Genomic DNA, 21,770 nt, shown 5'->3' with positions numbered 1-21,770 from the left:
AATAAATTTTTAATTTATTTTTAAAATAATATGTAAATACTTAATTTAGAAGTTGATAAGCAATAAGCGCAATGAGGTAAGCAAAACCGCTCATAAAAATGAGTTGTCCTAATGGCCATTTCCAAGAATTGGTTTCTTTCTTTGTAATAGCAAGCGTACTGGCACATTGCATGGCAAAAGCATAAAACAAAAGCAATGAGATGCCAGAAGCAAAATTGAAAATTTTTGTTCCGGTTTTGGGATTCATCTCGGCTTGCATTTTGTTTTTTATTGTGGTTTCATTATCACTTCCACCAACACTATATATAGTTGCAAGTGTACCAACAAAAACTTCTCTAGCAGCAAATGAACTAATAATTGCAATGCCAATTTTCCAATCATAACCTAATGGTTCTAGAGCAGGTTCTATAGATTTACCCATTAAACCAATATAAGAATTTTCTAGTTTTTGTGAAGCTACTTCATTTTTAAACTCTAATTCAGATAAATGATTTTTTTGATGTTTTGCAGTAATTATTTTTTCAGCATCGTTAAAGCTAGCACCTGATCCGTTTGAAGCTAAAAACCACAAAATTATAGAAATAGCTAAAATGATTTTTCCTGCTCCTACAACGAATGCTTTCGTTTTTTCGATTACATTAATAAAAACATTTTTGAATAGCGGTAATTTATAATTAGGCATTTCTACAACAAAATAAGTTTTTCCTTTAATTTTTAGTATTTTATTTAGTACATAGGCCGAGAAGATAGCCATACCAAATCCTAAAAGATACAATAACATCAAAGTTAATCCTTGCATATTAATGATTCCAAAAAGGCGTTCGTCAGGAATTACTAATCCTATGATTATGGCATAAACAGGTAGTCTAGCAGAACAAGTTGTAAAAGGTGTAACCAAAATCGTAATTAATCGTTCTTTCCAATTTTCTATATTACGAGTGGCCATAATTGCAGGTATAGCACAAGCAGTTCCCGAAATTAGCGGTACAACACTCTTGCCCGATAAACCAAATTTACGCATAATCTTGTCCATCAAAAAAACTACTCTACTCATATAGCCGCTTTCTTCTAATATTGAAATAAACATGAATAAGAATGCAATTTGTGGAATGAAAATAAGAATTCCACCAATGCCAGGTATAATTCCTTGCGATATCAAATTAGTTAAAACACCTGCAGGTAATTTTTCACTTGCGATGGAGCTTAAAGAAGCAAAAGTACTATCAATAAAATCCATAGGAATTTTAGACCATTCGAAAATAGATTGAAAAATCACAAAAAGAATTAAAAAGAAAATTATATAACCACCAATTTTATGAGTTAAAATCCTATCTAATTTGCTTCGAAAATCTATAGCAACAGAAGTATCTATTTTTTGACCTTCTTTTAAAACGTCATTAATAAACTGATAGCGTTTTATAGTTTCTTTTTGTTGTAAGCGCTTTAAATCGGAATGTGATTTAGTAAACGAACTCCGAATCTCATTTCTTTCTAAATTTAAAAAGTTAACATCTTGAGTTATAACCAACCATAATTTATATAATAGTTGATTAGGAAATGTTTTTCGAAGACTATCGAAATATTCAGAATCAATACTTGAAGCGTTTAAACAAGGTTCGTTTGAAATGGATTTATAATTGACAATTAAGTTTTTTAAATCATCAATACCAAACCCTTTTCGCGAACTGACCAAGGTAATTTTAGTTTTTAAATGGCTCTCTAAATACGGGATATCAAGAGAAATCCCTTTTTGCTTCATCCTATCAGCCATATTAATGACAAGAATAGTTGGAATTTCTAAATCTTTTATTTGAGTAAATATAAGCAGGTTTCGCTTCAAATTTTCGACATCAGTGACTACCAATGCCACATCAGGATATAATTTGTCTTTTTTGTTTAGCAATAACTCTATAACGACATTTTCATCAATTGAACTAGCATTTAAACTATAAGTTCCGGGTAAATCAAGAATATTTGCTTTACAATTATTGGGTAATTTGCAAAAGCCTATTTTTTTTTCGACCGTAATGCCAGGATAATTCCCAACTTGTTGATTTAAGCCAGTTAATTGGTTAAACACTGATGTTTTTCCAGTATTAGGATTTCCGATTAATGCAACATTAATATTTTGTTTATTAATCATTACTGCTTACTTTGTTAAAATTTCAACTTCAATTTCACAGGCAGTTTCTAATCGAATAGCTACATGTGATCCATTAATATTTAAATACAATGGATCTCCAAACGGAGCAATCTGAAGGAGCTCTACTCTATTTCCAGGCAAACAACCCATTTCCAATAATTTTAATGGAATAGATTCTACATCAAATGCAGAGATAATGGCTTTTTCGCCTTTTTTTAAACTGGAAATTGTTGTTTTCAAATCTTATTTAGATTGAATTAAGATTGCAAAAGTAAAGATAAAAATAGAATAATTATTGATAAATATCAGGGTTACTCCTTTTTATTGTCTTGACAAAGCCAATTGATATCAGTTATTAATCGTTGAATTTCTTCTTTATTTGTTCCGTCATAAAAGCCTCGAACTCTTTTTTTAGTATCGACTAAAACAAAATTTTCGGTATGAACCATATCATAAAGTTCGTTAGGTTTTCCTAATTTTACCGCTAAGTATGATTTTCTAGCCATAGCATAAATAGAAGCTTTATCGCCTGTAACTAAATTCCATTTTTGATCATTTACTCCGTTTTTTAAGGCATAGGCTTTAAGTTTTGAAACATCATCAACATCTGGCAAAACTGAGTGAGATAAAATCATAACTTTAGGATTGTTGCTAAAAGCTTTTTGAACCTCTACAAGATTTGTTGTCATTTTTGGACAAATAGAACCGCAAGTAGTAAAGAAAAAATCGGCTACATAAATTTTTCCTTCATAGTCTTTTTGAGTTATTGTTTTTCCGTTTTGATTCGTAAACGAAAAGTCGGATATTGTATGGTATTTCGTTTTATATTGTACTGTACTATCAACCATTTCTGGGTTTACATCTGCGGGATTAAAAATAGGAAGTGATTTAGCAGGTTTTAATGCCGAATAAAACAGTCCAATTGTAACTACAGAAAAAACTAAAAAAAATATGATGAATATTCGATATTTAGATAAAAGGGATTTCATAATCTGAATTTGCAACAAAAATAGAAAAAGAGTTTTTGAATTGGTATCAGTTATTCTTTTATTAGTTAATCTTTAACTTTTAAAAGGATTGATTAGTTTAAGAATTTTAGGCAAACCATAATTTACAATATATAATCCGACTAAAGTTACAAAGCCACCAATTGCAATTGCAGTGTTGAGCGACTCTCCAAAAATAAGCGCACCAAGAACTACTGCTACAATAGGATTAATATAGGCATAAACACTACTGATTTCTGCTGGAAGATTTTGAAGTGCATAAATAAAAGCAATAAATGTAAGAATAGCTCCAAACACCACTAAATAAGCAATAGACCACCAAGAGATAGCTGGAATCGCACTTAAACTAACTGCAGTTCCCGTTGCTCCAAGCAAAGCAAAAATAAAAATACTTGAAATAAACATTTGTAAACCTATACTAAAATAGGGGTTAAAAGTAGCGGCCTTTTTCTTAGTATACAAACTCCCAAACGCCCAAGTTATGGTTGCTATTATAGAAATAATGATTCCAAATCGAAAATTGGGGTTTAAAAAATCATTTAAGTGGTCATAAAAAATAATGCAAATACCGCTAAAACTAATAATTAATCCTACAATCGTTATTTTTGACAATCGTTCTCCTCTAAATAAGCCAATAATTACGATCCATAAAGGGACAATTGCGCCAATAATGGCTCCTAAACCACTACTAATATATTTTACTCCCCAAGTGCTGAGCGCATTACTCATTACAAAATTAAGAAACGTAAGTATCAAGATAGTTTTCCATTGTTTCCCTTTTGGCCAAGGTGTTTTTTTATATAAAAAATAAACAACATATAAGAATCCTCCAATAAATTGTCTAATGGCTACTAATTGAAGCGCAGGCATGTTCCGAACTCCTTCTTTAGAAGCTATCCATGTAGTACCCCAAAAAAAACAGACCCAACACAATGCAATTATAGGTAAACCTATAGCGTTTACTTTGGTTGAAAAAGCATTTTTTATTTTAATTAGCATCAAAGTGATATTCTAATAAATTGATAGTCAAGTTCTTTTTGTATTTTGTTGCTTAAAATGGTTTTCCCATTAGATGTTTTAGAATGATTGAATTTGGGCGCGTTTATATTTAATTCAATAGCTTTTTGAGTATAATAGGTTTCTCTTAAGGGATGAAACGGACTAACTGCATTATAGGTTTCGTTCCATGATTTTTTTTCAATTATTTTTTCAATTATTCCAATACAATCTTCTTGATGAATAAGATTGATAACAGCATCTGGATTTTCGACATTGTCCTTTTTAGAAAGCGAATGAATAGGATGGCGGTCTTCACCAATTAATCCACCAAAACGTAAAATCGTAGTTTTAAATTTAGTGCTCTTTTGTAAAAACCGTTCAGATTGCAATAATTGTTTGCCACTTTCAGTTTCTGGATTTGGTGTAGTTTCTTCAGTAATTATTCTGTTTTCATCAGCATAAACTGAAGTTGAACTCACAAAGAGTACATTCTTAACTGAAGATTTTTCTATATACGTTAGTAACGTTTTTATTTTGTCTACAAAACTTTCGTTATTAATGCCTCTTAATTTTGGTGGGATATCAATGATTAGTATTTCAGAATCATTTAAAAATGTTTCAATATCACCAACAATACTATCGCTATGAAGCGAAATCAAAAAAGCATCAATATTGGCTTGCTCTAAAACAGTCAATTTTTCTAATGAAGTTGTAGTACCTTTTACATAAAAACCTTTTTTTAGTAACGATTTTGCTAAAGGAAAACCCAACCATCCACAACCTAAAATACTAATTTTTGTCATTTTTTATTTTTTGTAACCAATCTGTTTGCGTTCTTTTTGGATTGTTTCCTTCTCTTCTTTTTTTATAAGGTAGTTTAAAGCATCATACACATCACTGAACTTTTTGTCATATTTTGTTTCCATTTCAAGTAATTTTTCATTAAATTCCTTGTGTTCTAGAGCATATTTTCTAATCATTACAAAAGTTCTCATAATTGCAATGTTTACATTTATAGCCACATCAGAATTTAATATACCGCTTAACATAGCTACTCCTTGTTCAGTAAAAGCAAAAGGAGTTGCTGTTATATTTCTTTTATTTTGATATGCGGTCACAATTTGTGACCGCATATTTTCCGATTCTTCAATAGTTAATCGAAACATAAAATCAACAGGAAATCTTTTAACATTCCTTTTAACCGCTTGGTTTAACACTTTAGTTTCTACTTCGTAGAGTAAAGCTAAATCGAAATCAAGAAGGACTTTTTGACCCCGAATTTCGTATATCTTAGATTGTAATGTAGTTATTTGCATAAATGAGGCGTGTAGATTAATGGTCACAAATTGTGACCGCATATATTTTATCTTTCAATTAAAATTAGACTAACATTTTTCGAGGCAAATTTAGGGATGTTTCTTATATTTCTTTTTTTACTAACATATAATAGTCTTCTTCTAAAATACGATAACCTTGATCGTAAACAAAAAAATAAGTATTCCCTGTTTTAGTTTCTAAAATATTGGTAAAAAATTCGAAATCGAAACCTTTGCTCAAAAGTTTTGCTCTCGTGGTTTTTGACTTCCCTTCAATGTTAATTTCAGAAAGAATTCTGTAATTTTTACGCAATTTGTTATTGATGTTACGCATGAAGTTGGTACTGTCTTTATTTATTTTGTTGTTGTATGCATTACGGCAACCGTCGCTACAAAACTTTTTATCTTCACGACCGATGATTTTTTCGTTGCATTCTAGGCAGGTTTTAGTCATATTTTGTTATTTTATAAGTTTTATTTTAAAATCAGTAAAAAACTTAAAATCAATCAAATATAAACAAATTTTTCCATTTACAAACGGTTACAAACAATTACAACCGAAAGTAAACAGTTAGTAACCGAATAAATTTTGGCAACCGTCGCATCTTTGCCATGTCGAAATCAAACAAATATCGACACGAAACAAAAATCATTTTTATAAACAATTAAATTTTTACACGCCATGAATGCAATTAAAAACAGAGTACAGTTAATCGGAAACGTAGGTAATGATCCTGAAATTAAAAATCTTGAAGGAGGAAAAAAATTAGCAAATTTGACTATCGCAACAAACGACAGTTACAAAAACGACAAAGGAGAAAAAGTAGAACAAACCGAATGGCATAGAGTAGTGGCTTGGGGAAAAACTGCCGAAATTATTGAAAAATATGTTACTAAAGGCAATCAAGTCGCTATAGAAGGAAAGCTTTCTCACAGAAGCTACGAGGACAAAAACGGAGAAAAACGTTATATTACTGAAATTGTAGTGAGTGATTTACTCATGTTAGGAAAATAGAAGTGGCTTTTGGCAACTTCAAATTTTTATAAAGAAATTAATCCATGAACTAAAAAGGCTTTTTCACCGATAGTGAAAAAGCCTTTTCTTATTAAACTATGATGCCTTTTTAAATAAATCAAACATCGGACATCGCTTGCATCTTTTATCTTCTCCTTTTTTAAATTTCTTACAACAGTTAGACTTGCAGTTTTCAGAAACCTTAATTTTAGTAAGAACTTTTATTTTATCTTTCTTTTTAGACTTTGTGCTCAATTGTAAAAATTTAATTCCAGCACAAAAATATATTATTTTTATCTATTCTAAATAAATTTAACAAAAAAGTTACACTTTAGGAATTGCTGCTGCTATAGCTGCTTGTTGTATATCTCTGTCAAATAAATACAATCCTCCTTTGTCGTCACCAATTAAATTTATTTTATCTAAAATAGATTTGGCAGTAGCTTCTTCTTCTATTTGTTCGGCAACATACCATTGCAAGAAATTATGAGTAGCATAATCTTTTTCAGCAAAAGTAATGTGTACTAATTCATTAATGGAATCCGAAACAAAAACTTCATGTTTGTACAAAGCTTCAAACATTTCCTTGAAAGTACCATAAGTAGTTGTAGGTGCTTTTAATTCAGAAACTAGAGCGTGACCTCCGCGTTCGTTCACATATTTTATCAATTTAAGCATGTGTGCTCTTTCTTCGTCAGATTGGGTAAACATAAATTGTGCAATCCCCTCTAAACCGCTAACTTCTGCCCAACAAGCCATGGCAAGATAGGTTTGTGAAGATTCAGCTTCAATGCGAATTTGTTTGTTTAGTGCGTTTTCAATATTTTTAGTTAACATAATATAATTTTTTAAGTAAATTTAAAAATAATAATTCAATACAAGAACCGTAGTTAAGATTTTTTTAATGTTTTATAATCTTTAAAACATCGGTAATTTTTTCTAATGTTCTAAAATTCTTATGTTCTACTTTATGGCTAATTTTTTCATGTTCCCAAGTAGTATGAAAAGGAATGTGAACCGCATGACCGCCAATAGCTAAAACGGGCAATACATCTGATTTTAGAGAATTTCCAATCATAAAAAATTCATTGGGTTTAATTTCTAAACGCTTTAGTAATTTTTCATAATTAATTTCTTGTTTGTCAGCCATCACTTCAATATGATGAAAATAAGGACCAAGACCTGAACGATGTAATTTGCTTTGTTGGTCTTTTAAGTCGCCTTTTGTAGCCACTACCAATTTGTACTTACCATGCAAAGCTTTTAAAGTATCTTCAACACCATCTAACAATTCAATTGGTTTTTGAAGCAATTCTTTTCCTAGTTCAATAATTCGTTCTATAATTTCAATAGAGATTGTATTGTTTGAAATACGCATCGCAGCTTCAATCATAGAAAGAATATAGCCTTTTATCCCGTAGCCATATAAATCTAAATTATCGATTTCGGTTTTAAACAATTCCTGAGACAAACCTTGATGCGAGAGATAATCTTGCATTAAGGCGCAAAATTTTTGTTCCGTTTCTTGAAAATACGGTTCGTTAACGAATAGTGTGTCGTCGGCGTCGAAGGCGATTACTTTTAGGTTTTTCATTTTAGAATTATATTATTCTGAAAATTCTATGATATGATATTTTTTATTTCTTTCATCAATATAGGACAAATAGAAACGATTGTTGTGGCGAAAAACATTTTTACGATTTAATCCCAAATCATAACGTTTTTCTACTTCTATAATTTTTTCGTGTTCATGAATTTTGTCAAAAATATTTTTGCTAATTTCACCTTCAACATGATTAAAACTAGTGTCAAAAAGACATTCAATACGTGTGGACTTAGTATACGAATAACTATTATAAGCACTCATAAACGGGTTGAATGACATTGTCCCTGTGAATCCGCCTCCCAAAGCAAATCCGCCCATTGGAATTCCTCCACCCATCATTGGCATTCCTCCAAAACCTCCGCCAGAACGTTCCGTGTAACCTCCAATAGTTAGCTGAATATTATTGTTTAAAGGGAAAGCAACAATTCCTAATTTACCGTTACTCACTTTTCTTAAAAACTTGGAAGATTTTTCAAGTTCCCTTACTCTTTTATTGTCTTTGAACCAAATGGAACTGTTTTCTTGAATAATGGGAGAATTTTTAAATTCAATAGTATCAATGTCATTATAGACTGTGAATTCTTTAATCAAGTTGTTGTTTTTTAAATATTTGACTGTTAATATCATCTCATCAGACGAACAAATGGCTTGGTAAAGTATCCCGTTATTGATAAATGAATTATCAGAACTCGAAAAACTATCATCCATTAATTTAGGTTTATCAAAATCATATTCTTTTGACGTAAAATCTTTTGTATTGATACTAATTACTTTGGTTTTGGTATTCTGATTATCAAAAGTAAAAATCAATTCATCCTCGATTTGATATAGTTTGACTTTATCCGATGTAGTTTCGATTGAATTTGGCATATTTAAATCAATTTTAGTAAGCGAACCACTATTTCCACTCCATGCACTAGAAGTCAATATTTCATAGGGATGTTTAGTTGATCCCATTCCATCGCTGGTATAAACCGCATGATAAAAAGAGACAGGGTGTTTGAGAAAACTTTTATCATTTGTAAATTCATAAAAGTTCACATTATCGGTTTTTTTATCCACAGTCATTAAATAAAAAATATTATTATGCGTAATCCCTTCTACAAATTTTTCTGATTCGAATTTTAATTCTATTTTGGATTGAGTTACTTTTTGGGTTTTGAAATTAAAGTCGACGTAACCAAATTTTTTATCTTTATTATCTTTAAAAAAAACAGTGTAGGTATCTCCAGAAATGGAATATCCAATAAATTTTTTAAACTTATTATTCAATTCTTCTGTTTCCAAAGTATTGATTTTTTTGAATTGATTATCTAAAAGAGTGATAATCGTTTTGTCTGTATCGTCTACTAAAAAAACCAATTCATTAGTTTTATCATTAGAAATATTTATAGACTCTTTATCACTATAAAAAGAATTTTTGTAATCAATATCAATTGAACCAACGTGATTTTGAGCTGTTAGTGATAAAGAAAACAACATTAAGAATAAATATAGATTTTTCATGGTTTTAAATATATGTTTTTTGAACGCAGTAATACTGCTAGTAACGATTTTTTAATTAATCGTCTCTCCATTCCCAACACCATCAGCATCAGGATTTACGAAAACTAATTTTCCGTCTGGTAAATTCGTCATTAAAATCATGCCTTGGCTTTCAACTCCTCGAAGGTTTCTTGGTGCTAAATTTACTAAAACAGTCACTCGTTTCCCAATAATATCTTCTGGTTTAAAACTCTCGGCAATTCCTGAAACAATCGTACGAACATCAATTCCAGTATCTACTTTTAATATCAATAGTTTGTTGGCTTTTGGCATTTTTTCGGCCTCAAGAATCGTTCCCACCCGCAAATCCATTTTGGAGAAATCATCAAATTGAATCAATTCTTTTTGTGGTTCTGTTACTTTATTCTCAGCGTTATTTGCGGTTTTTGTAGCTTCCAATTTGTCTATTTGTTTTTGTATTTCTTCATCTTCAATTTTAGCAAAAAGCAATTCTGCTTCTCCAATTTGGTGTCCAGATGGAAGCAAATCAGAAGTGTCAGCAATTGTTTTCCAATTCAATGGGGAATCAATTTTTAAGATTCTAGATAGTTTTGCAGCAGTAAAAGGTAAAAAAGGTTCGCAAAGTGAACTTAATGCCGCAGCAATTTGCAAAGCCACATACATCTGGGTTTGCACTCGAGCGGGGTCGGTTTTTACCATTTTCCAGGGCTCTTCATCAGCGAGATATTTATTACCCAATCGAGCTACATTCATCAATTCGCTTAAAGCTTCTCTAAAGCGGTATCTTTCTAAAGAACTCGAAATTACGGCTGGATAGGCTTTTAATTCAGTTAAAGTCGCTTCGTCCAATTCTGAAAGTTCGTTTGGACTTGGAACAATTCCATCATAATATTTATTAGTCAGAACCACCACACGATTTATAAAATTACCGTAAATGGCAACCAATTCGTTGTTGTTTCTTGCCTGAAAATCTTTCCAGGTAAAATCATTATCCTTGGTTTCTGGCGCATTTGATGTCAATGCATAACGCAAAACATCTTGCTGATTTGGGAATTCTTCTAAATATTCGTGCAACCAAACCGCCCAGTTTTTTGAAGTCGATAATTTGTTTCCTTCTAAATTTAAGAACTCGTTTGCAGGAACATTGTCAGGCAAAATATAACTTCCCTCTGCTTTTAGCATCGCAGGGAAAATGATACAGTGAAAAACGATATTATCTTTACCTATAAAATGAACTAGTTTTGTGTCTTGGTCTTTCCAATACGGTTCCCAATCTTTTCCTTCTCTTTGCGCCCATTCTTTAGTAGACGAGATATAACCAATTGGAGCATCAAACCAAACGTATAATTTTTTTCCTTCAGCACCTGCAACAGGAACGTCAATCCCCCAATCGAGGTCGCGAGTTACCGCACGAGGTTCTAATCCGCTATCAATCCATGATTTTACTTGTCCGTAAACATTGGGTTTCCAGTCATTTTTATGTCCTACAAGAATCCATTCTTTCAAGAAATCTTCATACCGATTCAAAGGTAAAAACCAGTGTTTCGTTGATTTTAAAATAGGAGTTTCGCCTGTAATTGTCGATTTTGGATTTATTAAATCGGTAGCATTCAAAGTCGAACCGCATTTTTCACATTGGTCACCATACGCTTCTTCGTTGCCGCATTTTGGGCAAGTCCCCACTACAAAACGATCGGCTAAAAATTGATTGGCTTTTGCATCGTATAATTGTTCGGTAACTTCTTCAATAAAATCGCCATTGTCGTATAATTTTTTAAAAAACTCTGAAGCGGTATCGTGATGAATTTTTGCCGATGTTCTCGAATAATTGTCAAACGAAATTCCGAAATCCGAAAATGATTTACGAATAATACCATCGTATTTATCTATAACTTCTTGCGGTGTAACGCCTTCTTTTTTAGCTTTCATAGAAATAGCAACGCCGTGTTCGTCGCTGCCGCAAACAAATAGAACGTCTTTTCCTTGCAATCGTAAATATCTAGAATAAATATCTGCTGGCACATAAACCCCTGCCAAATGGCCTATGTGAATAGGTCCGTTTGTATAAGGCAATGCTGCTGTAATTGTAAATCTTTTAGCTCCGCTGAGTTTGGCGTTGCCTGGGGTTGGGTCTTGTAACATAAAAATTGTTTGATGTGCTTCTAAAATATATTTCAGAATTTATGCAAAAATAAGCAATAGATTTGAGTCTCGACACTTAGGTTTAAGGTTTTTATTCGAACCTGATTTACACATACTTTTTATATATTTGTCCGTAAGATTTTTAAAACAACATGATACATCTAAAAACAATTAGCTTTTTATTTTTATTGATTTTTTTGATGTCAAACAGCCAAGCTCAACAAAATATGACACTTCCTCCCCATTTAAAAAAAGGCGATACCATAGCTATTGTAGCAACCGCCAGAAAAAACATTGATGATAATTTGAAACCAGCAATTCAATTGGCAAAAAGCTGGGGTTTAGAAGTCGTTATAGGGAACTCTATAGGACTAGATAACAATCAGTTGGCTGGAACTGATGAGCAGCGTGCTTCTGATTTTCAAAACATGATTGACAATCCAAATATTCATGCTATTTGGTGTGTTCGTGGAGGATACGGAACAGCAAGAATGATTGATTTAGTTGATTTTTCTAAATTTATAAATAATCCAAAATGGATTGTTGGTTTTAGCGATGTTACCGTTTTACACAGTCATTTAAATAATTTGGGTTTTGCAACCATTCACGGAATTATGCCTGTAAATGTAGAAAAAGCATCACCAGAAGTGGAAGAAACGCTTCGAAAAGCACTTTTTGGATTGCCACTTAGTTATACGGTGCCTTGCGAAAACGAAAATAAACTCGGAAAAGTTACTGGCGAATTGCTAGGTGGTAATTTATCTATTTTATACAGTTTAATGGGTTCAAAATCGCAAATTGATTGTAGAGGAAAGATACTTTTTCTTGAAGATTTAGATGAATATTTGTATCATATAGACAGAATGATGTTGAGTTTAAAACGTTGCGGTTGTTTCGATGGTTTAAAAGGATTAGTTGTTGGAAGTTTTATAAAAATGCATGATAACGAAATTCCTTGGGGAAAAACAGCTAATCAAATTATTGCTGACATTACTAAAAATTATAATTTTCCTGTGGTTTATAATTTCCCTTCAGGTCACATTCACAATAACAACACCTTGGTTTTTGGAAGAAAAGTTTCACTTGATGCAAATGATAAAAATACGATTCTAAAATTTGAATAATCAATAAATGGCCGAACACAACGAACTAGGAAAACTAGGAGAGTCACTTGCTGTCGAGTACTTGCAAAAAAACGGCTATGCCATTCTAGAAACGAACTGGACTTTTCAAAAAGCAGAAATAGATATTATTGCTCAAAAAGAAACTATTTTAGCCGTTGTTGAGGTAAAAACCCGATCGAGTATCGATTTTGGTTTACCGCAAGATTTTGTAAAACCTAAGAAAATTCAACTTTTAGTAAAAGCCGTAAATGAATATGTTATTTCCAATGATTTGGAACTAGAAGTTCGTTTTGACATTATCGCTTTACACAAAGAAGGAAAAAAATTCATAATAGAGCATTTAGAAGACGCTTTTCATTATTTTTAAAATGTTTTATTTGTAACAAAATGTTTTTTTAAATACATTTGCAATCTATTTCAAACAAAAAAAACATGAAAACGGTCTCTTCTATCGTAGAAAACTACATTAAAACCAAACCTTTTTTATTAAGTGCCTTGTCACAAGGAATAATTAACTTAACTTCTTTATCTAGAAATATGATGGTAGAGTTGGAAAGTGAGTTTGGGAAAGAAGTAAAACAAGGTGCTATTGTAATGGCATTAAAAAGACTTTCGGTAGATTTAGATTTTAGGCTAAATCACAAAATTGTAAAAGTTTTAAAAAATTTAGGAGAGATAACCGTTCGTTCATCACTAACAGATTATGCCTTTGCGGTTTCAGATAGTATATTAAACAATCAAGCTGAATTAATTACGGAGATTCATAATTATTCGGATATTTTTTACACCTCCTCAAGAGGTGTTAGCGAAACCAATATTATCATTAGTGAAAGTGTCAGTCATTTAGTAGACAAACATTTTGCTAATGAAAAAATGGTTCAAAAATTAGAAAATCTAGCATCGATTACTGTAAAACTTCCTAATGATAATGTGGTAATTCCGGGAATTTACTATTTTATTTTCCAGCGATTGGCGTGGGAAGGAATTATAATAAACGAAGTAATTTCTACCTCAAATGAGTTTACTATTTTAGTAAGTGAAGATGTGGTTGACGTTGCCTTTAGAGTCATTAAGGATTTAAAATCTTTGTAGTTTGAAAATTATGTAAGGTTTAATAGTCAAAAATATCTGGTAAAATGACGTAAGTCATTATAAAACTGGATGTTTCTAAAACTTTATTGAAATTCGTTTCATACTTTTTTCAGATGGATGAAATTTCAATAAATGAAAAAATTAACTGCTTTTACAACATTGCTCTAGAAAACATTACAAAGTTTTAATCACATAAGTAACTATTCCCCATATAACTAACTCGTTTTCATCGGTTACTTTTATGGGTTGGTAGTTTTCGTTTTCGGGCATTAAGTACACGCCTTCTTTTTCTACATTAATTCGTTTTACGGTAAACTCTCCATCGATGAAACAAACCGCTATTTTGTTATTTTTTGGCTCCAGACTTTTATCAACTATTAAAATGTCTTTATCGTTTATGCCTGCATTTATCATAGAATTGCCTTTGACTTTGATGTAAAATGTAGACAAAGGATTTTTACACAATTCTTTATTTAAATCGATATTGTTTTCTGTAAAATCGGTGGCAGGCGAAGGAAATCCAGCAGAAACTCCTTCTTTTATATAAGGAATTCTGATGTCACTTTCGAAATCAGGACGAAAAAATGATAGTGTTGGATCTTTTTTTAAAGGCATTTTATTTCTAGAATTTCGTTAAATCGTGTGGTAAATCTTGGTGACAAATGATTTTGCTTCATATTCCAAGTTAGATTCAAATTTTGTGTGCCTAATTTTACTTTTCGGTCACTAATTTTAGCATTTAAAAAATCCATAGCCTTCATTAATGCCAAATGTTTCGGATTTTCTTCTTCAAACAATTGCAATTGCTTTTTGTCTTCATCAATTAACTCGGTAACTATTACTCCTGCTTTTTTGAATTTTACACCCTCATTTCCTTTATACAAATCCTTTAACATGGATATGGCTACATTTGAAATCGTTAGAGTCGAGTTGGTTGCATAAGGTAAAGTTACTGCTTTGTTGAAATAATATTTTTGAGATTCATATTTATGTTTATCAATGACTAACATCACAATAATAGTATGACAACACGATTTTTGTTTGCGTAATTTTTCGGCACAAACTGCCGAAAATGTCGCTATGCGTTCTCGTAAGTCATCAAATTCTGAAATTTGTTTTGGAAAACTTCTTGTGGTTGCAATACTTTTTTTCTGCTCTCGAATGGGTTCTAATTCTAAAACAGATTTTCCTTCTAATTCATATTTTAATCTCATGCCAATAACTCCCATCTCTTTTTTAATCCAAGCCTCATGTTGCGGTTTTGTAAAATCGTAAGCGGTAAGAATATTGTGGGCAATCATTTTTTTTCTTAAACGAAAACCTATTCCCCATACATCTTCAATTTTAGTCCACTTCAACGCTTTGATGCGTTTTTCGTCAGTATCTATTACGTAGACTCCTTGTGTTCGTTGTTGAAATTTTTTAGCAATTCTATTGGCTACTTTTGAAAGCGCTTTTGTAGGTGCAAATCCAATACAAGTAGGGATGCCTACCCATTTTTGTACTCGATTTTTTATTTGTAACCCATAATCGTGATAATTGGTAATTCGCATTCCGTTGAAGTTTAGAAAAGCCTCATCGATGCTGTAAATTTCAAGATTTGGTGTAAACCCTTCTAAAGTTTTCATCACACGATTGCTCAAGTCACCATATAAAGGATAATTGGAAGAGAATACTTTTATATTTTTTTCTTTGATTAAGTCTCTGATTTTAAATTCTGGCGTACCCATAGCAACACCAGCAGCCTTGGCTTCGTTACTTCTTGAAATGACACAACCGTCATTATTAGACAAAATAACGACTGGTTTCCCAATATATTGAGGCTGAAATACCCGTTCGCACGAAGCATAAAAATTGTTACAATCGACTAAAGCATACATCTTGTAAATTTACAGAATAGTCAATTATGTTACAGAACGACAAAAGTTAATTTTTTTGGATTGTTGATAAGTAAAAATGAATAGAAGTAATCATTTTACTCCAAATGATTCCCAATAATTTTATCCATAACCCAGTTAGTATGTGCCGCAGTTCGCCCGCTAGAAGGATGTATTGTTTTACCCAAAAGATGATTGCGCATATTTTCTACATGATACAATTGTATGTTTTCAGGATTTTCGATGAAGAGTTCGGTTTTTCCTTTTTCGTTTAACAATAGCAAAGGTTCATCATTGAAAACGGAGAATGTTATTTTACCAGAACTCCCAAAAATTTCTACAATATCTTCTCGAGTACTACAGCCAAAATTCCAACTCCCCGATCCTGTAACTCCCGATTCATGAAGCCAACAAGCGGTTATGGCATCCTTAGCAGAATATAAATTTTGTTGGTTGACGCTGATGCCTGAAACGTCTTTTATGTTTCCTAAAAGATAAGTAAATAGGTCAAGGCCGTGACTGGCTAAGTCATCAAAATAGCCTCCAGTTGCTATAGTTGCATCGGTACGCCAATTGTAGTTTTTACTTAAATCTAATGGAGACGCCGATTTACTTAAATGCCATCTAATATGTCTTATGGTTCCAATGTCATTGTTGATAATCCATTTTTTTATTTGATTAAAACGCGGTAACGAACGTCTGTAATAGGCAACAAAAAGCGGAATATTTTTTTCTTGAAAAGCTTCGCAAATGGCTAAACTATCTTTATAACTGGGTGAAAGGGGTTTTTCTATGCAACAGATCTTTCCTGCTTGAGCTACTTTTAGTCCGTAATATTTATGACTGTCAGGAGGAGTAGCAATATATATGGCATCAATTTCTGGGTCATTAATTAGTGCATCTGCATCTGTGTAATATTTACTAATTCCATGTCTTTGAGCATAATCGGCAGCCTTCACAGCATCTCTTCTCATTACAGCAACGACCTGAAATCCTTCTGTTTTTTGGTAAGCAGGGCCACTTTTTATTTCGGTAACATTTCCGCATCCTAAAATGCCCCAACGAATATTTTTCAGAGTATTATTATCATTCATTGTTTTGAGATGTTTTGTGTTTTGGAAACTATTTAGAAACAAATTTAATTTAAAAAGTTAAGTGTTGATTCAATCCAATAAAAAACCATCCTTGTATGGGATGGTTCTAAGTCTATTTTGAATAAAATTTATCCTAATACATCTAATACTAGTGAAGGAAATAATCCCAAAGCAATATTTAATACAATTGCAATTACGGCAACAGCATAAATAAGTATTGGCGTTCCTGTTCGTGTTTCGTTAGGCTCTTTTGTATACATGGCCAAAATAAGTTTAAAATAATAACCCACACTTATAATGGAGTTAATAACTGCAGCGATTACCACCACTAAATAGCCTGCTTGAATAGTTTGATTAAACAAGATTAGCTTAGCAAAAAATCCTGAGAAAATAGGAATTCCTGCCATAGAAAGTAATGCACCTGTCAGTATCGCTGCTAGTAACGGATTGGTTTTTCCTAATCCATGGAAGTTGACAATATCTTCATTGTCTCTATTTTTACAAACGTATAAGAGAACACTAAATGCAGCAATTCCTGATAGCGTATATGCCGAAGCATAATACAATAAACTACTTGCCGAAGAGGATAAACTCAACAAGGTCATTAACATAAATCCTGCATGAGAAATCCCTGAAAAAGCCAGCATTCGTTTTACATTTGCTTGTCGTAACGCCATAATATTTCCAACGGTCATAGAAGCAATTGAGATTACCACAATGATGATTTGAAAAGAATAAGAGATATCTGCATTCATTGCCACTAGTAATTTGAATAGAGTGGCCATTGCCACCACTTTAGCAAGGGTGCTCATTGTTGCAGTTGTAAGCGCTGGGGAACCTTCATAAACATCGGGTGCCCAAAAATGAAACGGAACTGCAGCTATTTTGAAAAGCATTCCGATGGTTACCATTGCAATACCTATTGGAAACCAAATAGGCAATTCGGCCGATTGTGATAACTCATTAATTTCAACAACATCGAAACTTCCCATCGCTCCATAAATCAAACAGATACCGAACAATATAATTCCTGAAGCAAAAGATCCCATTAGAAAGTATTTCATTCCAGCTTCATTACTTTTTAAGTTCAAACGATTGCTTGCCGCTAGAATGTATAAGGATATGGATAAAACTTCGATGCCTAAAAAGAACATCGCTAAATTTCCAAAAGAAACCATCGCAACAGCACCAGATAATAAAAATATTTTTATGGCAATATAATCGGATAGTTTTGTTTGATGATTTTCATAAAAATTATGGCTTAATGTCACTAAGAATATTGTCAGCACTATAAATAGACTCGAAAAAGCCACTGAAAATTTGTTTACTACAATCATATTGTGATAAAAACTTCCTGGAGTATTAAATTCCGATACTGTTAATCCAAGGATGGCTAATAATCCAATAACTGTAATTGGAATAATTCCCTTTCTTAGGTTAAAAATTTCAAATAAAAGGCATAAAACACCTAATCCTGTTATAGCTATTAATGTATTCATTTTTTATTTGACTAGTTACGGTTTATTATAGTTAGGATATTTTCTAGACTTGGTGTTATCAAATCTGTGATAGGTTTTGGATACAATCCGAAGAAGAATAAAACAGCAATAATTGTAATCAATGTTATTCCTTCATTGATAGTTACATCTGCAAAAATTTTCGAATTTGTTGCTCCTAACATAACGTGTTGAAACATTTTCAACATGTAATATGCCCCCAAAATGATTGTTGTTCCGCCTAAAATAGCAAACCAAATATTTATTTGAAATAAACTATATAGTACAGTAAATTCTCCAATAAAGTTAAACGTAGAAGGCAAAGCAACTGATGCTAATACTAATATCATAAACATTGAAGTAAATTTTGGCGATTGAGAGCGAATACCACCCATTTCTGCAATGGTTCTAGTTTCATATCTTCTATAAATGATTTCTGCAGCAAAGAATAATCCAACTACTACGAAACCATGCGCTATCATTTGCAAAACAGCTCCTCGCAATCCATCAAGAGTAAGGGTATAGGTTCCTGCAGCAATTAATCCTACGTGAGCTAACGAAGAATAAGCCAATAATTTTTTTAAATCTTTTTGGCGTAGAGCAACAATCGATCCGTAAATAACTCCTGCAATTCCTAGTCCAACAAAAATAAATAGATACTGTTTTGAAGCTAATGGGGCAATCGGTAACTGCCAACGAATGATGCTGTACAATCCCATTTTAAGCATTATTCCAGATAACAACATAGTTCCAACGGTTGGTGCTTTCTGATACACTTTTGCTTGCCAAGTATGAAAAGGTATAATCGGAATTTTGATAGCATACGCTAAAAAGAAACCTAAGAATATCCATAATTGTTCTGCATCGGATAATTGTAATTTATACAAATCATCGAGTAGTAAACTTCCTGCTTTTTGGTATAAATAAACGAAACCCACTAGCATAAATAATGATCCGGCTAAAGTGTAGATAAAGAATTTTACAACCGCTTTTTTACGATCTTCGGCATCGCCATTACCCCACAAAAGCGCAATAAAGTATATAGGTATTAATGCTAATTCCCAAAAAATATAGTACAACAAACCGTCAGCAGCAAGAAAGGTTCCAACCATTGCAAATGCCATAAATAAGATTAAAGCATAAAACGATTTGGAGTTTTTATATTCATTGCCAAAAGAAGAAAAAATGATCAAAGGCGTTAAAACAGTTGTCAATAAAATCATGGCTAGCGAAAGACCATCTGCTTTTAGTGCAAAAGAAATATTAGGCTGAGCTATCCATTGGCTTATAAAACTAATATTCTCGCCAGCATTAAAAAGATTTAATAATACTATAGAATAGCCTAGAGACAATACACTAAAGAACAATGCTATCTTAGAGGCGAGTTTATCTCCTGCTAAGAAAGTTGCAAATGAGCCAACTAAAAGTAAAATTAATATAAGAGTTACATTCATAATAAAAGAATTATTGAGCTAAAAATAAATAAGAAATTATGGCGCATATTCCAATAACAAAAACAAAAAGATACAGTCCAATACTACCATTATGTAGTTTTCTGCCTTGAGCACTTAATGCAATGGTTACTTTTCCTAATCCAAAAATAAGAGACGAAATAAAAGTTTCAATATAATCTCTAAAAAAGCGTGACAATGCATTTATAGGGTTTACAAAAAGAACAGTATAAGCCTCATCCACATAATATTTGTTGTATAAAACTTTAGAGAAACCTATAATAGCTTCGTCTGATTCTGGCACAGTATTTTGTTTGTTGTATTTAATATAGGCTAAAACAATACCTACGATTCCTCCAATTACGGCAATAGTCATAAGAATATATGCTGTTGCATCTAAATGATGCTCGGCTGTAGCTAATTTGGGTAAAATTGGAATAAGGTATTCATTTAACCAACTGTGACCCGGTAAGCTAATCAAACCTCCAATAGTGGCAAGTATTGCTAAAACAATCAATGGATAAGTAATCAAACTAGGGCTTTCGTGTAAATGATGTTTTTGTTCTTCGGTTCCTCTAAAGGTGTTGAAGAACGTTAGAAACATCAACCTAAACATATAAAACGCTGTCATTATTGAAGCAATAGAAGCAATAATCCAAAGCGGGATGCTATGTTCAAAAGCTACCAATAAAATTTCGTCTTTTGAGAAAAAACCTGAGAATAAAGGAACTCCTGATATGGCTAATGATGAAACTAACATTGTCAGATAAGTAATTGGCATAACCTTTTTCAATCCGCCCATTTTTCGCATGTCTTGCTCACCGTGTAAAGCATGTATTACTGAACCTGAACCTAAGAACAAGCAAGCTTTAAAGAATGCATGGGTAATAACATGAAATATGGCTACTTCATAGGCGCCAACCCCTAAAGCCAAAAACATAAGTCCTAATTGTGAAACGGTAGAGTAGGCCAAAACTTTTTTAATATCATTCTGAACTAAACCAATTGTTGCTGCTACTAAAGCTGTAATAGCTCCAACAATGGCAATAATGTTTTGTATATTTGGTACTAAATCGAATAGGAAATTTAATCTTGAAACCATGAAGATTCCCGCAGTAACCATTGTAGCAGCGTGAATTAAAGCAGAAACAGGTGTTGGGCCAGCCATAGCGTCTGGCAACCAAGTATATAATGGTATTTGCGCTGATTTTCCGCAAGCTCCAATAAACAATGCAAATGCAGCGATTCCAATCCAATACGAATTTAGAGTTGTAGTAGTTTCTATAGAAGTTTTTAAAGTTGTAAAATCTACGGTTGAAAACAATACTCCTAAAATAAATATTCCAATTAATAAACCTAAATCTCCAATTCTATTCATGATGAAGGCTTTCTTAGCGGCATCGTTATACTCTTGGTTTTTATGCCAAAATCCTATTAATAGATACGAACAAAGACCAACGCCTTCCCAACCAATAAACATTACTAATAAGTTACTTCCAATAACTAGAGTAATCATGAAGAATACGAATAAATTCAAATAAGCAAAAAATTTATGTATGTTTTCATCATCATGCATATAACTTATGGAATACAAATGAATCAATGAACCAATTCCGGTTACAAAAAGCAACCATAAAATCGACAATTGGTCTAGTAGCAATCCAAAGTTAACTTTAAAATTACTAATAGTCATCCAATCGAATAAATCTATAGTTATTGGTTGTTTGCTTTGGTTTATTTGTAAGAAAAAATAAATCGAAGCCACAAATGAAACAACAATTGTAAGTGTCCCGATTGTGCCTGAAACTGATTTTCCTAATTGTTTACCAAAGAAAACATTGATTAGAAATCCAAGCAAAGGAGTTAAAAGTAAGACTAAAGCTAAATTGGTATCCATTGAAA

The 21,770-nt window shown here is 32.1% G+C and carries 21 protein-coding genes; 4 read left to right on the top strand and 17 right to left on the bottom strand.

Annotated features, from left to right (window positions below):
* Positions 1-40: 40 nt before the first annotated feature.
* The 7 genes from feoB to ACFQ0S_RS10625 form a co-directional block, all read right to left on the bottom strand.
* A complete protein-coding gene (gene feoB, locus ACFQ0S_RS10655) occupies positions 41-2,143 on the bottom strand; it encodes a ferrous iron transport protein B (RefSeq protein ID WP_379757426.1) in 2,103 nt (700 codons plus the stop codon).
* 6 nt (positions 2,144-2,149) lie between these two features.
* A complete protein-coding gene (locus ACFQ0S_RS10650; protein ID WP_379757423.1) occupies positions 2,150-2,383 on the bottom strand; it encodes a FeoA family protein in 234 nt (77 codons plus the stop codon).
* 71 nt (positions 2,384-2,454) lie between these two features.
* The gene (locus ACFQ0S_RS10645; RefSeq protein WP_379757420.1) at positions 2,455-3,132 is read right to left on the bottom strand and encodes an SCO family protein; all 678 of its coding nucleotides are present in this window, start codon (positions 3,130-3,132) and stop codon (positions 2,455-2,457) included.
* A 72-nt stretch (positions 3,133-3,204) separates the two neighbouring features.
* Entirely contained in the window at positions 3,205-4,149 is a 945-nt protein-coding gene (locus tag ACFQ0S_RS10640) for a DMT family transporter (RefSeq protein WP_379757417.1), read from the bottom strand.
* Positions 4,149-4,952: an NAD(P)H-binding protein gene (locus ACFQ0S_RS10635; protein WP_379757414.1), complete on the bottom strand. Its 804-nt coding sequence runs from the start codon at positions 4,950-4,952 to the stop codon at positions 4,149-4,151. The genes ACFQ0S_RS10640 and ACFQ0S_RS10635 overlap by 1 nt, the downstream gene beginning before the upstream one ends.
* Positions 4,953-4,955: 3 nt before the next feature.
* A complete protein-coding gene (locus ACFQ0S_RS10630) occupies positions 4,956-5,465 on the bottom strand; it encodes an ORF6N domain-containing protein (protein WP_379757411.1) in 510 nt (169 codons plus the stop codon).
* Between the two features lie 103 nt (positions 5,466-5,568).
* Complete coding sequence (locus ACFQ0S_RS10625; protein ID WP_379757408.1) at positions 5,569-5,919, bottom strand: hypothetical protein; 351 nt, start codon at positions 5,917-5,919, stop codon at positions 5,569-5,571.
* Between the two features lie 228 nt (positions 5,920-6,147).
* Between ACFQ0S_RS10625 and ACFQ0S_RS10620 the strand changes: the two genes are divergently transcribed.
* The gene (locus ACFQ0S_RS10620; protein WP_379757405.1) at positions 6,148-6,480 is read left to right on the top strand and encodes a single-stranded DNA-binding protein; all 333 of its coding nucleotides are present in this window, start codon (positions 6,148-6,150) and stop codon (positions 6,478-6,480) included.
* Between the two features lie 324 nt (positions 6,481-6,804).
* Here ACFQ0S_RS10620 and ACFQ0S_RS10615 read toward each other — a convergent pair whose 3' ends face one another.
* The 4 genes from ACFQ0S_RS10615 to metG all read right to left on the bottom strand — a co-directional run bounded on the left by ACFQ0S_RS10615 (position 6,805) and on the right by metG (position 11,734).
* Positions 6,805-7,317: a ferritin gene (locus ACFQ0S_RS10615; RefSeq protein WP_379757402.1), complete on the bottom strand. Its 513-nt coding sequence runs from the start codon at positions 7,315-7,317 to the stop codon at positions 6,805-6,807.
* A gap of 64 nt (positions 7,318-7,381) precedes the next feature.
* Positions 7,382-8,074: an HAD family hydrolase gene (locus ACFQ0S_RS10610; protein WP_379757399.1), complete on the bottom strand. Its 693-nt coding sequence runs from the start codon at positions 8,072-8,074 to the stop codon at positions 7,382-7,384.
* A gap of 12 nt (positions 8,075-8,086) precedes the next feature.
* Positions 8,087-9,592: a hypothetical protein gene (locus tag ACFQ0S_RS10605; RefSeq protein WP_379757396.1), complete on the bottom strand. Its 1,506-nt coding sequence runs from the start codon at positions 9,590-9,592 to the stop codon at positions 8,087-8,089.
* Positions 9,593-9,643: 51 nt separating this feature from the next.
* On the bottom strand, positions 9,644-11,734 hold the full coding sequence (gene metG, locus ACFQ0S_RS10600; RefSeq protein WP_379757393.1) for a methionine--tRNA ligase: 2,091 nt from the start codon (positions 11,732-11,734) through the stop codon (positions 9,644-9,646).
* Between the two features lie 152 nt (positions 11,735-11,886).
* On the opposite strand from metG, the gene ACFQ0S_RS10595 reads away from it, so the two are divergent.
* The 3 genes from ACFQ0S_RS10595 (at position 11,887) to ACFQ0S_RS10585 (ending at position 13,950) form a co-directional block, all read left to right on the top strand.
* Complete coding sequence (locus tag ACFQ0S_RS10595) at positions 11,887-12,858, top strand: S66 peptidase family protein (RefSeq protein WP_379757390.1); 972 nt, start codon at positions 11,887-11,889, stop codon at positions 12,856-12,858.
* A gap of 7 nt (positions 12,859-12,865) precedes the next feature.
* Entirely contained in the window at positions 12,866-13,225 is a 360-nt protein-coding gene (locus ACFQ0S_RS10590; RefSeq protein WP_379757387.1) for a YraN family protein, read from the top strand.
* 65 nt (positions 13,226-13,290) lie between these two features.
* Entirely contained in the window at positions 13,291-13,950 is a 660-nt protein-coding gene (locus ACFQ0S_RS10585; protein ID WP_379757384.1) for an aspartate kinase, read from the top strand.
* Positions 13,951-14,124: 174 nt separating this feature from the next.
* On the opposite strand, the gene ACFQ0S_RS10580 is transcribed toward ACFQ0S_RS10585, so the two are convergent.
* The 6 genes from ACFQ0S_RS10580 to nuoL form a co-directional block, all read right to left on the bottom strand.
* Positions 14,125-14,565 (bottom strand): LexA family protein, encoded by a 441-nt coding sequence (locus ACFQ0S_RS10580; RefSeq protein WP_379757381.1) that lies wholly within the window; start codon positions 14,563-14,565, stop codon positions 14,125-14,127.
* A complete protein-coding gene (locus ACFQ0S_RS10575; RefSeq protein ID WP_379757378.1) occupies positions 14,556-15,830 on the bottom strand; it encodes a Y-family DNA polymerase in 1,275 nt (424 codons plus the stop codon). Before ACFQ0S_RS10575 ends, ACFQ0S_RS10580 begins: the two co-directional genes overlap by 10 nt.
* Positions 15,831-15,925: 95 nt before the next feature.
* Complete coding sequence (locus ACFQ0S_RS10570) at positions 15,926-16,921, bottom strand: Gfo/Idh/MocA family protein (protein WP_379757375.1); 996 nt, start codon at positions 16,919-16,921, stop codon at positions 15,926-15,928.
* Between the two features lie 128 nt (positions 16,922-17,049).
* Complete coding sequence (locus ACFQ0S_RS10565; protein ID WP_379757372.1) at positions 17,050-18,420, bottom strand: NADH-quinone oxidoreductase subunit N; 1,371 nt, start codon at positions 18,418-18,420, stop codon at positions 17,050-17,052.
* Positions 18,421-18,431: 11 nt separating this feature from the next.
* Positions 18,432-19,871: a complex I subunit 4 family protein gene (locus tag ACFQ0S_RS10560; RefSeq protein WP_379757369.1), complete on the bottom strand. Its 1,440-nt coding sequence runs from the start codon at positions 19,869-19,871 to the stop codon at positions 18,432-18,434.
* Between the two features lie 10 nt (positions 19,872-19,881).
* Positions 19,882-21,765, bottom strand: coding sequence for an NADH-quinone oxidoreductase subunit L (nuoL, locus tag ACFQ0S_RS10555; RefSeq protein WP_379757366.1), 1,884 nt, complete (start codon positions 21,763-21,765; stop codon positions 19,882-19,884).
* Between the last annotated feature and the right edge of the window lie 5 nt (positions 21,766-21,770).

Origin of the sequence: Flavobacterium myungsuense (assembly GCF_042677265.1) — a bacterium.
GTDB lineage: Bacteria > Bacteroidota > Bacteroidia > Flavobacteriales > Flavobacteriaceae > Flavobacterium > Flavobacterium myungsuense.
This window is presented reverse-complemented; position numbering and strand designations above follow the sequence as displayed.